The sequence below is a fragment of the Proteus genomosp. 4 str. ATCC 51469 genome (genome assembly GCF_003144375.1).
Lineage (GTDB): Bacteria > Pseudomonadota > Gammaproteobacteria > Enterobacterales > Enterobacteriaceae > Proteus.
This window is the reverse complement of the sequence record NZ_PENV01000002.1, coordinates 440,113-456,466: the sequence shown is the minus strand read 5'-3', so window position 1 is coordinate 456,466 and position 16,354 is coordinate 440,113. Positions and strand designations below refer to the sequence as shown.

General features: G+C 35.1%; 17 protein-coding genes. 9 read left to right on the top strand and 8 right to left on the bottom strand.

The genetic code is table 11. The features are described 5' to 3' along the window. Positions 1–83 (top strand): IS3 family transposase (locus tag DK866_RS04330; RefSeq protein WP_162556974.1); only part of this gene is annotated, 83 nt, incomplete at its 5' end. A 71-nt stretch (positions 84–154) separates the two neighbouring features. On the opposite strand, the gene DK866_RS04325 is transcribed toward DK866_RS04330, so the two are convergent. Further along, positions 155–892 (bottom strand): S24 family peptidase, encoded by a 738-nt coding sequence (locus tag DK866_RS04325; protein WP_109407864.1) that lies wholly within the window; start codon positions 890–892, stop codon positions 155–157. A gap of 239 nt (positions 893–1,131) precedes the next feature. Between DK866_RS04325 and DK866_RS04320 the strand changes: the two genes are divergently transcribed. The 5 genes from DK866_RS04320 (at position 1,132) to DK866_RS04295 (ending at position 4,397) form a co-directional block, all read left to right on the top strand. Next, a complete protein-coding gene (locus DK866_RS04320; RefSeq protein WP_109407863.1) occupies positions 1,132–1,947 on the top strand; it encodes an antitermination protein in 816 nt (271 codons plus the stop codon). Positions 1,948–2,311: 364 nt separating this feature from the next. Continuing rightward, positions 2,312–2,620, top strand: a complete 309-nt coding sequence (locus DK866_RS04315; protein ID WP_109407862.1) for a phage holin, lambda family — start codon at positions 2,312–2,314, stop codon at positions 2,618–2,620. Continuing rightward, positions 2,613–3,017 (top strand): structural protein, encoded by a 405-nt coding sequence (locus tag DK866_RS04310; protein WP_109407861.1) that lies wholly within the window; start codon positions 2,613–2,615, stop codon positions 3,015–3,017. Before DK866_RS04315 ends, DK866_RS04310 begins: the two co-directional genes overlap by 8 nt. Beyond that, positions 3,014–3,463: a lysis system i-spanin subunit Rz gene (locus DK866_RS04305; protein WP_109407860.1), complete on the top strand. Its 450-nt coding sequence runs from the start codon at positions 3,014–3,016 to the stop codon at positions 3,461–3,463. Before DK866_RS04310 ends, DK866_RS04305 begins: the two co-directional genes overlap by 4 nt. 514 nt (positions 3,464–3,977) lie before the next feature. Continuing rightward, positions 3,978–4,397 (top strand): GNAT family N-acetyltransferase, encoded by a 420-nt coding sequence (locus DK866_RS04295; protein ID WP_109407858.1) that lies wholly within the window; start codon positions 3,978–3,980, stop codon positions 4,395–4,397. Between the two features lie 360 nt (positions 4,398–4,757). On the opposite strand, the gene DK866_RS04290 is transcribed toward DK866_RS04295, so the two are convergent. Beyond that, positions 4,758–4,937, bottom strand: coding sequence for a GhoT/OrtT family toxin (locus tag DK866_RS04290; protein ID WP_109407857.1), 180 nt, complete (start codon positions 4,935–4,937; stop codon positions 4,758–4,760). Between the two features lie 699 nt (positions 4,938–5,636). On the opposite strand from DK866_RS04290, the gene DK866_RS04285 reads away from it, so the two are divergent. Beyond that, complete coding sequence (locus DK866_RS04285) at positions 5,637–6,179, top strand: DUF924 family protein (protein ID WP_109407856.1); 543 nt, start codon at positions 5,637–5,639, stop codon at positions 6,177–6,179. Positions 6,180–6,252: 73 nt separating this feature from the next. Here DK866_RS04285 and DK866_RS04280 read toward each other — a convergent pair whose 3' ends face one another. The 4 genes from DK866_RS04280 to DK866_RS04265 all read right to left on the bottom strand — a co-directional run bounded on the left by DK866_RS04280 (position 6,253) and on the right by DK866_RS04265 (position 11,709). Further along, positions 6,253–7,029 (bottom strand): dimethyl sulfoxide reductase anchor subunit family protein, encoded by a 777-nt coding sequence (locus DK866_RS04280; RefSeq protein ID WP_109407855.1) that lies wholly within the window; start codon positions 7,027–7,029, stop codon positions 6,253–6,255. A gap of 3 nt (positions 7,030–7,032) precedes the next feature. Next, on the bottom strand, positions 7,033–7,650 hold the full coding sequence (locus DK866_RS04275; RefSeq protein ID WP_023581764.1) for a DMSO/selenate family reductase complex B subunit: 618 nt from the start codon (positions 7,648–7,650) through the stop codon (positions 7,033–7,035). Positions 7,651–7,661: 11 nt separating this feature from the next. Beyond that, positions 7,662–10,094, bottom strand: coding sequence for a DMSO/selenate family reductase complex A subunit (locus tag DK866_RS04270; RefSeq protein WP_109407854.1), 2,433 nt, complete (start codon positions 10,092–10,094; stop codon positions 7,662–7,664). Positions 10,095–10,452: 358 nt separating this feature from the next. Beyond that, positions 10,453–11,709, bottom strand: coding sequence for a mechanosensitive ion channel family protein (locus DK866_RS04265; protein ID WP_109407853.1), 1,257 nt, complete (start codon positions 11,707–11,709; stop codon positions 10,453–10,455). A gap of 598 nt (positions 11,710–12,307) precedes the next feature. On the opposite strand from DK866_RS04265, the gene DK866_RS04260 reads away from it, so the two are divergent. Beyond that, positions 12,308–13,927: a hypothetical protein gene (locus DK866_RS04260; protein WP_109407852.1), complete on the top strand. Its 1,620-nt coding sequence runs from the start codon at positions 12,308–12,310 to the stop codon at positions 13,925–13,927. Positions 13,928–14,028: 101 nt separating this feature from the next. Here DK866_RS04260 and DK866_RS04255 read toward each other — a convergent pair whose 3' ends face one another. Continuing rightward, complete coding sequence (locus DK866_RS04255) at positions 14,029–14,607, bottom strand: HdeD family acid-resistance protein (protein WP_109407851.1); 579 nt, start codon at positions 14,605–14,607, stop codon at positions 14,029–14,031. Positions 14,608–14,801: 194 nt separating this feature from the next. Between DK866_RS04255 and DK866_RS04250 the strand changes: the two genes are divergently transcribed. Next, the gene (locus DK866_RS04250; RefSeq protein WP_109407850.1) at positions 14,802–15,656 is read left to right on the top strand and encodes a D-amino-acid transaminase; all 855 of its coding nucleotides are present in this window, start codon (positions 14,802–14,804) and stop codon (positions 15,654–15,656) included. Between the two features lie 92 nt (positions 15,657–15,748). Here the strand turns inward: DK866_RS04250 and DK866_RS04245 are convergent, their stop codons facing one another. Continuing rightward, positions 15,749–16,309 (bottom strand): helix-turn-helix domain-containing protein, encoded by a 561-nt coding sequence (locus DK866_RS04245; RefSeq protein WP_109407849.1) that lies wholly within the window; start codon positions 16,307–16,309, stop codon positions 15,749–15,751. Positions 16,310–16,354: the final 45 nt, after the last annotated feature.

Below are 16,354 nucleotides of genomic sequence, written 5' to 3'. Positions count from 1 at the left end.
TCAAGTATTACAATACGGAACGGATCAAGATAAAATTAAAAGGACTGAGTCCGGTTCAATACCGAACTCAGTCTTTAACCTAACTAATTTAAACTGTCCAATAAACTGGGGTCAGTTCATAAAAAGATGGTGGTGTTTTTAGGTATTACAATGATTACCAGCCCATAACCGACCAGTTAAATACACGCCCCAAGATTTTCACTTCTTCTAATGTGGAACGTTCATCAGGATAATCAATCGTATTATAACTACGAATGATAATAGTGTTATTGGGGAGTCGATGTAAAATTTTAACTCTTAAAAGATCGCCTTGTTGAATAGCATAAATACCACCATCAACAATTTTTGTATGTCCTGTGCTGATAGTTACTATAGAGCCATCAGGAATAACAGGAGACATACTGTCGCCATGCACTTTAAAAGCAACGGCATCACTAGGTTGTACACCATAGCGATTAAACGTAGAACGAGAAAATCTCAACAATTCCACCTTTTGATTATCAGTGGTACAACTTCCGAAACCGGCAGCTAATTCAATAGTAGTATAGAAGGGGATTTCAACTTCATCTCGTTCTATCGGTGTATTATTATCCCAATCATCAACCGGAGTCATTTCATTTACTGAAACGCCGTCATTTCTTTTTGCTCCTCGCCCATATTCTAACCATTCTGGTCGAATATCTAACCATTGACTTAATGCTAAAATGTTAGTTGGATCAGGAATCGATTCACTGTTTAACCATTTCCATACTGCAGGGGCGCTGACTTTTATACCTTGTTGAGCTAACGCATCTGCAATTCTTTTACCCAGCCCACGACCAGCAATTCCTGAATCTAAGCATGCTTCTTGAAGCCTTTTTGTGAACTCCGTTTTATTATCATTTTTAACCATTGGTTAATATCTCTTACCACTTGACGCTACTTTGGTTAAAATATAGCATTAACCAGTAGTTAATAAAAGTACGAAAAGTACAAAATAGTAACTAAATAAACCAATGCAAGAGTGGTAAGTAAAAATCACGTTGAGATAACGCCGTAAAATGCGGGTGATTTAGATGCATAAATGCCATGCCTTGTCGTGGTACATGGATGACCAAATTAGTAATGATAGGAAATCAAAAGGAGCATTAAATGAGACTAGCAGACTTACCTAAATATTTTTCACCAAAAAGCATTGTATTAAGTGATGTAAGAACTGTTAAAGCAGTAGATTCGCTTTCTGTGACTGATGTGATGACATCAATTTGCCTAGTTACGCGAAAAGGGCGGATGGGCATAGAGTTGTTTTTAGCTAAACATAATATTAGTCACCCAGATGAAGCAATAGAAAGTCTTTATCAATACGCGTTAACTCAGGCATACCAATATAAAGCCATTGATAAACTAACTGAAAATGATAAAGCCAAGGTTTTACATATTATTGCCAATTATGCCTTTCAAGATTATGCAAGAAGTGCAGCAAGCAAAAAAGTTTGTCCTGATTGCAGTAATGGATTTATTGACGTTGATGTTTTCACTACCAAAAGCCATACATCAAAAATAGTTAAAGGCTTTGAGCGAAACCTTAAAAATGAACTTAAAGCCAAACCTATAGGTAATACTTCTTACCGAGAAGTGAGAGAAACAACTCGAGTTGTTTGCCCTACTTGTAAAGGGAAAGCTGAAATTCGCTTGGCCTGTCGTTGTCATGGCCGTGGTCAAGTTTTAGATAAAAAAGAGAGTGAAAAACAGGGTATATCAGTTTTTAAACCTTGTAGTAAATGTGCAGGACGCGGATATCCTCGTTTAAAATTCAGTGAAGTATTAGCGCAAGTACAAACGGTGGTGAGTGTTTCTAAAACAGTTGCATACAGTAACTACAAGGTATTATTTGAACATTTAGTGGAAGAATGCTTTAAAGAAGAGTCTTTGTCAGAAAAAATTCTTCAAGAAGTGACTGTTAAGTGATAATTTTCTATCTTTATTTATTTTTATAGCAACTAATTATTGACTTTCAGGAAAAATAAACATACACTATCCCCATAGTGAGAGATTTGTATCTAAAGACCTCACAGCAGAATATAAAGAGCCTCACTTCGGTGGGGTTTTTTTGTATCTGCATTTTCTTAACAAATACAAAGTAACAATATTTGTTAAAGCTTATTTTCAATTGAAGACCACAATGTGGTCTTTTTTTATATCCGCCATTTATCTAATTAGATAAATAAAACATAAACATACTCATGTTAAAACTGTACTTAAATTTAAGCGCGGTAGATGAGTCTCTTATTTATTACATTTCCTCCTATTTGGAGGTAAGCCATGAGAAACAATGAAAGAAAATCCAGATTTATGGGAACAGATATTTATTGCCCTTTCTTCAATGAAAGAACAAGGAATATCAGCCTCTCTAGCTGGAGGAATGGCTATTCTTCGAGGTTTATATAACGGCGGAGGATGGAAACAAACCTCTATAGATGGGCTGATGTGTGCAATGTTTGCTTGGTTCGTAAAAGACATCTTAATTTTATTTAATATTAATCATGAGTTTGCTTATTTAGCCAGTGTGTTTATTGGTTATATCGGAGTAGATTCCGTGAGCAAACTTTTAAAAGGAAGAGCAGGAGTTAAAAATGGCTAAAATAGCGCGAGGTGAGCGTAATAATAACCCTGGCAATATCCGACATGGTTCAAAATGGCAAGGGTTATCTGTTGAACAAACAGATAAAGACTTTTGCCAATTTATTTCACCAGAATATGGAATAAGAGCCATCTACAAATTATTGCAAACGTACCAAAAAAAATATGGCTTAAATACTATTAAAACCATTATCAATCGTTATGCTCCACCTAACGAAAATAATACAATAGACTATATTAACCGTGCTTCAAAAGAGATCGGTATCGGAATTGACACTCCTATTAATACACAATTAAAAAATGTCACCATTCCTTTAGCAATAGCGATTGTTAATATTGAACTTGGCTACCAACCTTATTCCGAAAAAGTCTTTGAAGAGGCTTGGTTATTATTATGACTTATTTATCGAGAATAATGGTAATAGTTATTTTATGCCTAGGTACAGGATTGGTTTGGTTAATTGATAAAAATAAATCTTTGAAAGGTGAATACGATGATATCTATCAATCTCTTATTCAACAAATTGCAGAGAATAAAGATTATCAATTAAGAATTAATCGACTTAATCAACTTGATAATCAGCATACACAGGAACTTGTTCATGCGAAAAATGAAATTGGTCGATTGCGTGATATTAGTGAGCGTATTCCTGAGCGGGTGTACATCAACGCAGAGTGCTCCAAAGCGTCAATCACTTCCTCCTCCAGCTTGGATGATGCAAACACCGCCAGACCTACTGACACCGCTATCCGAAATTATTGGTTACTCCGAGAACGAATTGCGCAGTCAGAACAGATCATTCTAGGTTTACAGGATTATATTCGCCAAGAGTGTATTAATTGAAAATATTTTTATACGACTTATGAAATAAAAATAACTAATTAATATTATGTTGAGCTTTGCATCGCTCAGAATGGTAATAAAAAAATTCAAGCAGATGAAAATGGATATCCAATACTGATTGGTTTAATAAATAATGATAACTTGGTTTTAGCTACAAAAGGAAATAAAAGAAGAAATCTAAAATGGGTCATTGATGCATTAAAATTATTAGATTGCTCTATGGAGTTGGGAGTTATTTCGTCAGATGAAAAAGTAAGAAGGAATAAATTAATAAAATATTTTATAGAAGGGTATGATATAAATGATGGTGAAAATATAGAATAGCCAGAGGAACCAAATTAAGTCTATATTATTCATTTTAGTTTTTTATAACTAGCTCGCTAATCTTATAGTGGTTGTGAGCTATGAAAAAGTTCTAAACTATACCAATTCTAGTTATAGATTTTCCTGCAAAAAGTAATTTGATAATATAAACTTAACCTCTAAATATTAGAGACAGTTTAACAATAAAATCATGAAAATCATCTCCGCTACACATCATCATCTTTCTGCCCTTATTGAGTTAGATACCTATGCTCAACAGGATGCTTCACGTATTGAAGAAATTAAAGCTTGGCTTGATAGCCAAGCTGTTTATCTTCTTGAAGTGAATGCGCAGATTGTGGGTTATGGTGTTATTCATCATCACTTTTTTAATCAGCCATTTATTGAACTAGTGATGATAGATAAAAAGTATCGTCAAAAAGGTTATGGAAAATACTTGATCACTTATTTTCAAGAAAACACACAAGGAGATAAGCTATTTACATCAACCAATAAATCTAATCATGCAATGCGAAATATGTTAATTAAGTTAGGCTTTATTGAAAGCGGTTGTATTGAAAATCTTGATGAAAACGATCCTGAAATAATTTACTGTTTTATTAAAAAATAATAAATTATTACAAAGTATTTAAACAAAAAACCATCTAGAGATAGATGGTTTTGAGTGAGTTTATCTTATTTTTTATAATTAATGTAAATTTATAAAAACACTTATTTTATATCAGGTTCTAAAATAACGTTTTATTTTTAAAAAAATGAAGCTTATTTATAACTCTATGATATTGCTCGGTAAATGTTGTTTGCGCTGAATAAAGTAACGAGCAATTAGATATTCTTTTTTAAATAAAATCTAAGCTAAAAGTGTTATTTTTATAAAATAATTAATTTCTTATTTAAATTTAAAACAGTAAATAGTTATTATTCTAATTTAATAGAATATAACTATGTTTATTAAACATAAGATTAAAAACTAGCTGAAAATAGAAAAAATAAGCGCCATAGGAAAGCTAAGAGGCCAAGTGAGTGCGATTAATAATGCACTGAGAAGGCGCATAGCAAAACTGGGATCTTTGGTTAAAAAGAAAGTAATAATAAACGAGATCACAGCTCCAATAAGGTAGCTTATTCCAATAACAGAGATAGCAGACATAACAGATCATTCAGTAAATAGACTGTGGCAATTGTACTCCAAAATTGTTAAAGAAACAGAGGAATAGGGCAAACTTTTCAATAAATGTCATTACTAATGTGCAAATTTTAAACATTCATCTCACTTTTGATCTCTGGTTTCTTTTAGATGTAATCACACAAGATAATAACAAGGCTAAAGCCGAAAAATCAAAAAATGAAATGTAAGTTATTGATTTAAATTATTACTTATAACAATCTTTATTGTCTTGAAATGATACTCACTAAAAAAACAGTACAAGACGGCATAGATCTTTTTTAGTGGCTTCACTATAAATAATGAAATTTGCAAATGCTGATTTTTAAGGCAGGGTAGTGAGGCAGAGATAAGTTCTATGGTTGTAAAATGTACGGGTTAATTATATTACATCACAATATCAACAGAATGTAACAAATGAAATGAATGTCATTTATACATGCTTGTAGATAAATTAGCTTATGGATGGCGCGACTTAATGGATTTAAGCGTTAGCTAGGAAGCATTTTAAATCCCCTTTTCAATGTTTAAAGGGGATTTATTTTTATATCTGTTTCGGATTGGGGTTAATAGCCGTCACTATATTAAAATGGTAACTTATCAAAGTAGTAACCCGTCAATGACGTTTATTTTAATGAAAATAAACGCTGTTTTGATTAATAAACAACAAGTGTGGTGGTTTTTATGATCCCTTATCAATCAACTTTGACGTTTTGGTTTGAAGAATGCACAGCAGAGCAATGGTTTAAAAAAGATCTGCAGTTTGATAAAGAAATTAGCCGTAGGTTTGGTGAATTATGTTTAAGTGCAAGTCGTGGTGAACTTGCATCATGGCGTGAAACTATAGAAGGGCGCTTAGCTGAAATAATTATCCTTGACCAATTTTCTCGTAATATTTGGCGTGATACACCAAAAGCCTTTGCACAAGATAATATGGCTTTAATTTTAGCGCAGGAAGCTATTCGTTTACCTGAATACCTGACGCTAACTCCCGTTAAGCGTAAATTTATGATAATGCCATTTATGCATTCAGAATCAGCTAAAATACACCAAGATGCAGTCGTATTATTTTCTCAACTTAACGACGAAAATACGTATCAATATGAATTACGACATAAAGAAATTATCGATAAATATGGTCGTTATCCTCACCGTAATCAAATTTTAGGTCGTACATCGACACCTGAAGAATTAGATTTTTTACAGCAACCTGGCTCTTCATTCTAAAAAAATGCATACCTAAAAAGGTATGCATTTTGGTTTCTTTTTTATGGTTGATTAATCAGCCATAAAATTGATATTACATTGTAATATGCCATAAATTATAGAAAGCGATACGGCCTGATAACTCAGCAATAATCACCGCAGTGGCGCAAGTGACTAGTGTCATTTTTGACGCCTGTGCTTTTAGGGCAGTAAATCCTACGATAACAATACCCAATGCTAATACCGCTAATTGGAATCCCCAAAAAAGAGATTGATCAGCACTCAGTTGAGGGCCGGTAAAGCCAAGGAAGCTGACATAACCTGAGCGTGTAGCAAAAGTGATAATAGCCCCGATAATAAAGGACAGTGCGCCTAAACGTCTTGCGCCTGTTGCCATTGCCAGTACACCGCCACCTACTAAGAGAGTCATCCAAAATTGCAAGGTAGTGTAATCTGTATTCCAGTTAGCAATAGTTGGAATGTGGTAAACCTGAGGGATTGACCAAACAAAGGCTAAACCAAAAATAACAGTAAGTAGATTACAAATTTCACGTAAACCTTTCCATTTTTTCATTATAGTGAGTGCGACAGTTGCAAAAGCAAATCCCGTAAACACACCACTTAGAAAGGCTTCGTTACTCATTGGAGAACGGCCAACCCCTAAGAGCATATTGAAAAAACGCAGTGGTTGACCAACGTGTAATCCACCAATACCTAAGCCAATTAATGTTAAGACTAAAGCTAAAATATTGGCATTACGCAGTTGGTTCTCATCAATCTGACCTAATTTTTTACTGATATAAGCAATAAGAAACAGGCCTGCTGCTGAAGAACCTAAAACAGTAAAAAAGACTAGAGGAAGTTCATGCATGGTTTATACCTCCGCCGCATTTTGAACTGAGCCGGTTTTATCACCAGAAGGTTTTGCTTCTTTGTGTGCTTTGATAACGATATTTGGATTAGTCAGGCTTGGGTCTGGCATTGGTGCAATACCGCACTCTGTGCCATGTTTCGCTCTGATCACTTCAATATCATCAAAATCAAGTGCGCGTTGAGGACAAGACTCAACACAAACCGGTTTCATGCCTTGTGCTACACGTTCATAGCAACCATCACACTTAGACATGAGTTTTTTCTTCTCATCGAATTGTGGCGCACCATAAGGGCAACGCAATTCGCAATAACGGCAACCAACACAAATATCTTGGTTAACAACCACTAAACCATCTTCTTCACGTTTATGCATAGCGCCAGTTGGGCAACCTGCAACGCAAGTAGGGTTTGAACAATGGTTACAAGAAATGGATAAATAATAACTATAAATGTTTTGTGTCCAGATCCCGTCTTGTTTTGCCCAGCTACCGCCACCGTATTCATAAACACGGCGGAATTTAGGGCCTAAATCTAAATCTTTTTCATCCTTGCAACTGACTTGACATGTTTTACAGCCAGTGCATTTAGTGGAGTCAAAATAAAAACCATATTGCTTCATGAGTTAACTCCTTATGCACGTTTCACTTCAACAAGGTTTGTATGTTGTGGATTTCCTTTAGCAAACGGCGAAGGGTGCCAGCTTGTTAATGTATTAATACATCCACCTGTATCTACACCTGTTGTATCAAGTGAACGCCATGCACCTTGCGGTACTGCAATCACACCAGGTAATACACGATCAGTAACTTTGACAAGAATATTTAAGCGACCACGTTCATTATAAATTTCAGCGATATCGCCTGATTTTAATCCGCGTTCTTGCGCATCAATTGGGTTTAACCAGAATTGATGTGGGATAGCTTCACGTAACATAGCAACGTTATAATAGCTTGAGTGAACGTGGCCTTTATCGTGGAAACCCGTCATTTGCAGAGGGAATTTTTCTTTAAGCTTAACGTTTTCAACACCTTCTTCATTCTTACAATATTCTGGAATAGCAGGAATACGGTCGCCTTCAGGTAAAACCCAGCCTTCAGTATCTTGCATTAATTTTTCAGAATAAATTTCAATCTTACCTGACGCTGTTTTTAATGGGTTAGCGATAGGATCTTGACGGAATGCTTCAAGTGCTACGTATTGATTACGATTAGGTAATTTACGATCGATAATCCCCATATCATTGGTTTCTGCAAAAGTAGGCAATGCAGGGTTTTTCTCACGCATTTGGTTATAGCAATATTCAATCCACTCTTCGTAAGTCCGACCTTCGGTGAATTGTGCTTTGGTACCCATTTTTTCTGCAATGTCGGTTAAGACATCATAGCAAGGGCGGTTTTCCCAAAGTGGTTTAATCGCATTTTGTAAGCGGACAACATAGTGGTAAGCACCACTTGCGTAAGAGTTATTGATAAGATCGTTTGTTTCAACCGTTGTTACGTCTGGTAGTAGAATATCTGCGTATTTTGCAGAAGGTGTCATGTGGTTATCCCACACTAAAATAAACTCACATTTTGATTCATCTTGCAGCAAATCATGGGTTTTATTCAGATCAGCGTGTTGGTTACCAATCACGTTACTGGAATAACACCACATAAATTTAATGCCAGTATCGAGTTTATCTTTATTTCTAACACCTGCATTTTTACTCGTTAATTCTTCGCCACGTGCAATCGCTTCAGACCACATAAATGTTGGGATCAGCGTTTTTACAGGGTTAGGAAGTGCAAAGCTTGCTACAGGATAAGCAACGTTACCGCCCCAACAGCCAGTATTTGTACCTGGACGGCCAATATGACCAGACATTAATGGCAGCATCATAATAGAACGGCAGGCTTGTTCACCATTGGTAGTACGTTGAATACCCCAACCTTGAGAGATCCACGCAGCTCTTGCACCACCAATTTCACGTGCCAATTGGATAATACGTGCAACAGAAATACCGGTTAATTTACTCGCCCATTCAGGAGTTTTAGCAATACCATCAGGACCATTACCTAAAATGTAATCTTTGTAAGAGCCATTTTCAGGTGCTGATGCTGGAAGTGTTTGCTTATCCCAACCGACGCAATATTCACGTAAGAAATCTTCATCGGTGATACCTTCTTGGATCATCACATAACCTAGTGCAGCAACTAATGCGGCATCGGTACCTGGATAAATTGGTATCCATTCTGCACCCAGTGTTGTCACACTGTCAGTACGGCGAGGGTCAATGATGATAACTTTACTTTTGCTCTTATCTAACGCATTTAGCGTTTCATAGAACTGGCCACCACCCGACATACGAGTTTCAGCAAGGTTATGACCAAACATCACAACGAGATCTGAATTCTCAATTTCTGTTAACAGAGATTCCAACATATCGCCATAAACATAAGGAACGATACCTGTTAATTGAGAGTAAGAATAAGTACCGTAATCACTTAAAAAGCCACCCACAGTGCTTAATAAACGTTTACATGCGGTTCTACCGTGTAAGTTTGCGCCGGTAGAGCCTGTACCGTATTGATAATAAATTGCTTCATTACCATACTTTTCGATGGTGTATTTTAATTTTTCGGCGATGATTGATGTGGCTTCATCCCAAGAAATACGTTCAAATTTACCTTCACCACGTTTACCAACACGCTTCATTGGATATTTTAAACGGTCTGGATTGTAGGTTTTCCAACGAACAGAACGACCACGCAGACAAGGACGAATTTGGTGAAGACCGAATGTTGAATCGTCATACATAGTTTCATTAGAAATGCGACGGATAACGCCATCTTTCACATGAACCTTTAATGGACAACGGCTACCACAGTTCACTAAGCATGCACTGTATTTGATAGTTTCTGAAGTCTCATCAGGACGAATACCCTGGGGGGTTTGAGCATTAGCAGCGAATGGTAATGAAACCGTTCCTGCAACAGCAGCAGCACCAGAAATAACTGCTGCAGACTGAATGAATCCACGCCGACTCATTTCAGTAATAGAAGTATTATTTTTAATTTTTGACATTGACATTACCCTAACATTTTTCACAACAAGTAAAGTTGTATATATATGTTAAGTTATAACCCTTCTACCTATAATGATTTATATCAATATAAAAAATGTTAATAACGTTATCTAAAAAAATAATTATTAAACAAATGGTTACATTTTTTGATAAATACCACTTTAGTGGTAAATGAAATATAGATTAAATAGGATTTAACAATCAATCGATATATAAAAAATAACATAGCGATTTTAAATACATTATAATTAAACAAGATTGTTAATATGATAACAAAATAAGAGATTCAAAATATTTGTTAATACAAAAAGTCAAAAAGGAGAATTTATCTCCTTTCTGATTTTCGATAAAAATGATTTATTGCTGATTATTCTCTACAGGAAATCTCAGTGCTCTTACATCATTTCCCGTTGGGGATTGATGCACTCTTAAACCAAATTGGGGCAAAATAGCAAAAATATGATCAAAAATATCGGATTGAATCGCCTCGTATTGTACCCAAACAGTTGTATTGGTAAACGCATAAATTTCAATAGGAAGCCCATCTGAGGTTGGTGCTAATTGTCTTACCATAATGGTCATTTGCTGATGAACATTAGGGTGATTTTTTAAATACGCTTCAACATATGCACGGAAGGTTCCGATATTGGTCATGCCACGTTGGTTTAATGGTGTTTGACATTCATTGCCTAAAGTCGCATTGAATTCACTAATTTCACTTTCCTTATTTTTGATATAAGGCGCTAATAAATGAGCTTTTTCTAAATCATCAAGTTGTTTTTTATCTAAGAAATGAATGCTATTAATATCAAGAGCAAGGCTTCGTTTAATACGACGTCCTCCCGATTTTGTCATAGCTTGCCAATTCTTAAATGAGTCTGAAATAAGTGAGTAAGTTGGGATAGTGGTAACAGTATTATCCCAATTACGGACTTTAACGGTTGTTAAACTAATATCGATAACCGCACCATCAGCGCCATATTTAGGCATTTCTAACCAATCACCTAAGCTTATCATGTTGTTTGCGGATAACTGAATACCAGCCACCAATCCCATTATGGGATCTTTAAACACCAACATTAATACTGCCGTCATTGCCCCTAAACCACTGAGTAAAATAAGGGGAGATTTTCCAATGAGTAGGGAAATAATCATTATCCCAATTAGGACTGAAGCGGCGAGTTTTAAACTTTGAAAAATACCTTTCAACGGTAATCGGCCAAAGGAGGATGAATTTCTCATGATCTGCATGCACAGATCCATAATAGAGAAAAGCATCAATAAGCCGAAAATTAAACACCAAGCTTGGGCGCTGGTGGTGAGGACTTCTTGTGTTTTACCTGAACCCATCCAAACAAGTGCTTGGATATTAACAACGACACCTTGGATTAAAAAAGCAAAACGGCTAAATAGTTTGTTTATTTCTAATGAAACTTGCCATTTTTGGTCATATTGATTGATGGCGCTCGAAATTCGAGGTAGGACTAATTTGTGTAAAATAAAATGAAGAACAAGGGCAACAAGAAAAATAATAACTAAAACGAGTAATAAAGAAGCGACTTGAGCGTATTCTTCATTGAATTGACGTATCCATGTAAGCAGTTGCTGCTGCATAAAATATCCTCATAGTTAATGTGTATTGTGTATTAAGAGTACAGAAAAGAGATCTTAGTTCAAGAAGGTGAATTTTTTGTTACGAAAGGTGCGCGGGTAAATAAGGTAAGGAAAAAGAAAATATATAGAGTAAAAGCCAGAAATAGTCTTTTTTGCGATGAGAGAACTATTTCTGGCTTTGAGCTGTTTATTATTTTAAATCAAATAATTACAGTAAGCGAGTTGATGATAATTGTACAACAACTTGGTGCAGGTGAGTAATAAAAGAAGTCATTGATTTCATATTAAGTATCCTATTAATAAAATGTGATTCACGTCACAAATATTTTCTAAGATTGATTTTAATCACATTTTCATAACAGTCAATAGCTTTATACAAAAATATTTTAAATTTTAAATTATTTTTTATGCTGAAGGCATTTTCTGCCTATTTAAGCAGTGGTGCCTTATTGGTGAACCTATTTATCTTATTGTTTATTAATTGTTTTTTATTTCCGTTTGTTAACAATACTCAGTTGACTTTTTTCTATTGTGATTTTCACTTATTTTTTTTGCTTTAAGCTAAAAATGGAATCGGAAAAAGAAAGGAAATCACTCAATGGATATCGAAACAAAAGAAGAACGTTTGCAAAAAATCTTACAAGGTGAGAAAGAAACGCTAGCGTCTCAGCCGCCTGCCTATAGTGCTCAGGCTCAAGCTGTTGATGCGGATGTGAAGATTGAATTTAATCAGATCAAGGCATCGCCTGATGAAGTGGATAATGAAGTAAAGATAAATCGAGTTATTAAATATGAGGTTGTTATAACTGGGATTAATTTGCGTTTGGCGGAATGGCGTACCAGCCCGAAAGGGATTTTAATTTTACCCAATAATAAAGATGTCTACATTACGATAGTTGATAACAATACAACAGAGATCTCATTAACGGGAAATCGTAATGGTGTGGCGTCATTACAATTGATATTAAAAGATGAAGATGATGAAAATATCGTATATTACGCAACACCGATACAAATTCGCGTTACACCGCCAAAAGCCAATCCTAATACTGACTGCACAACGACTAACTGTGAGCGATTTGATGATTTACTGACAATACGTTCTGAGTCTATGCAGTGGCCAAGTAAATGGGAAAGTGTCTCTAAAAGCTTTGTCGTGCATTTACAGGATAAAGAGGGGGAGGATGCGTCAAATAAAGAAGTTAAATTAGTCTATGATGTTGATAATAGTACTCTTGATGTTGAACCCGAAATTTATAACGCAGATGGCGAAATGGTTAATGTTGGCAAAACGAATAAATATGGTATTGCGAATTTTAAAGTAAGGTTTAAAAAGAGTGAGCCAAAACAAATTGCCATTTTTCATGCTGAATCTGAAAATAGTGACGAGCCTACCAAGCCCATTAAATCAAGAGATTATTATGTTGAATTAACCACGGAGAAGCTACCCTCTCCGAAAGTGCCTGCAACATTAAATGGGATTTTAAGTTATTACAGTGAAAATTATTGTGTGAATGCAAATCTTATTTTAGGACGAGATATTAGTGAAAGTACTCAGGTTGGTTTTTATTTTAATGACCAATTAAAAATGTTGCCTTGCACTGATAAATCTGCAGTTTCTGTTAGATTGGAAAATCAAGCATTAACAAATGGTATCCATTACATCTCTTTCTTCACTGTTGATATATTCGATAATATTTGTTTTTCTCGCCGTGAGCGTATTATTGTTGATAACTCTTTAACGGGAGAGTGTAATAAGCAAATTAAAAATATTGCACCTAAACCTTGCGTTAGTGTCACTATTCCACAAATTTGCGATCGCTATTTTAATTCTGTCAATATTAGGCTTGTACCTTCTTTATGTTTACAAATTAAAAACCGTGTTGCAAAAATGCATATCCAGAAAATGGTTATCATTTTTAATGGTTATTCTAAAATGAATAGCAGTGAAAGAACGTTAGTGTATCGTTCAACATTGGAAATTTATGCAGATGATCCTCGTTTAGGTAACTTCTTGCATGATATAACACCAAATAATGAACCTATAAATATGGTTGAAATACTAGAACCAGTGTTAGAAAGTATTTTGGCTGATGCACTGCCTAATATTGAAGTGGGGCAATTAGGTATCCAAGTGATGATATTTGAGAATACAGGGAATTGTTATCTTTGTGGTGAGAATATGTATACAGTATCTCTGCGCTTGCCTTGTGCTTAATATTCACACTTAATATAGAGAATAGTTTTCTGCTCAAGAGCCACATTATGTGGCTCTTTGCTTAGCAAAAACTAATAAAAATATGATTATTGTATAGCCTATTAACGAGTCATTCTTTTTATTGCACTGGTTATCGATAAAATGGTGAGTGAGCTTAAAATAAGCTGTATACCAATCAATGCCATTACCAGAGCTACGGATGTTTCAGGCCCAAACGCAAGTAAAAAATAGGCGATAACGAGATCTAAAAATCCTACCAAGATATTAAACCACCCATAAAAGTTATCTTTAATTTGCTTGAAGCCGATATTTAGGCGCAATATCCCCGCAAAAATAAAGAGAAAACCGATAAAAAAAGCCAGGCTAAGCATACCGTTTAGCGGATCAGTAATAAAAATATAGCCCAGTAAAAGATAAATAAAACCAGCTAATAATGTGATGAGCATTGACCAGCCTGAAGAGACTTGAGAATTGAAGCCACCAATAATGCTGGATATTGCACAGGCAAAGAAAACGATACCGAGTAATACACTGATAACAACACCAGAAGAGAGAGGGTTAATAATACAGATAAAACCTGCAATAAAGCCCAATGTGGCGATAATGTTCATTAAGGTACATTGTCTTTTAACCAGTTTTTCTGTTAGCTGAGATAAATTATTTTTATTAATATCTAACATAGCAACCTCTTTACGCTTATATTTTGGATATAAGTTAAATTATAGCAATTTTTGCTTATATAACATGACTTCTTTAAATAAAACTATAATTAAAAAGAGGTAGGGAAGGTGATAAATCATCTTTGAAATATAAAATTGAAGGAGTAAGGTAGTGGCTAAGGTTAAATGTTAATAAAAGTTATAACGGAGGTAAAATGTCTGATGTTGTGTATTTAAATAATCAGTTTGTACCTAAAGAGCAGGCTAAAATATCTGTTTTTGACCGTGGTTTTTTATTTGCAGACGCGGTTTATGAAGTTACCGCAGTTATTGATAGTCAACTCATTGACTTTGACGGGCATTTCCAACGTTTACAGCGTTCGTGCAAAGAATTAGGATTATCCCTTCCTATCACGAAATTACAATTAATCGATATTCATCAAAAACTTATTGAAAGCAATCATCTGCATGAAGGGCTTATTTATTTACAAATAACCCGAGGTACTGATTCATCTCGCTTTTTTGATTTTCCGTCTTCATCTATTCCTTCTACAGTTGTTGCCTTCGTTCAGCACTCCACAGTAATTAATCATCCTAATGCCAAAAAAGGTATTTCGGTAGTCAGTGTTGACGATATTCGCTGGCAGCGTTGTGATATTAAAACTGTTGCATTATTAGCCGCATGTTTAGCGAAACATTATGCACATCAGCAAGGTGCTGATGATGCTATTTTAATAAAAGATGGCTATATAACAGAAGGTAGTTCAAGTAATTTTTTTATTGTAAATCATGATAATGAAATTATTACACGACCTTTGAGTCAGGACATTTTGCCAGGTATCACGCGCCAAGCAATTATTCAATTAGCGCAAGAAGAGGGGCTTAAAGTTATTGAGCGTTTATTTACGCTTGATGAAGCTAAAAAAGCAAAAGAAGCTTTTATTAGCTCAGCTACCACGTTAATTTGGCCTGTAATTTCAATCGATAATGAAGAGATAAATCAGGGGAAAGTTGGGCATTTGTCTCAACGTCTACGTGAGATCTACCTTGATAAAGTACTTAAAAAATAATTGAATAGACAAATATATTTAATAAAATTTATCGCACTGTTTTTAGATTTTTATTGCAATATAACAGTGCGGTAAATTTATCATTTATTGTATTAATTATGATGTTCAATGATCATTACAGCGGTTGTATCTGGCTCTAAAGCCCGTAATACATGAGTAACATCACCGGGATAGCAAATATAATCACCGGGTTGCAATTCTTGTTGATTATCTAGCGTTCCCACCATTGCACTACCACTAATAATAATAATATGTTCAGTCACATTTTTACTGTGAGGATCTGACACCCTATCTTTTCCCGGTTGAGCAATTACGGTATATATATCGCGTTTTGCCCCTATTGGGCAGGATGAAAGTAAAAAAGCATGGTAATACGCTTTTTCAGCGCTAATTTTAAAGCCATCACCTTTGCGAATAACTTTGATTTCAGATTGTGGTGCTGAAATAAGTTGAGAAAACGGAATGTTTAATGCAACACAAATCGCCCAGAGTGTTTCAATACTAGGGTTTCCTTGGCCTGCTTCTAATTGAGATAATGTGGATTTTGCAACACCGGCTCGTCTTGCAATTTCAGCAAGCGAAAGGCCCGCTTTTTTTCTCTCTCGGGCAAGGGCCTGAGAAATAATTTCAATAGGCGCACAAGGCGATGACATCATAGCTTCCTTTAAAATCATCTTGCAAAAAAATAAACCGTTCAA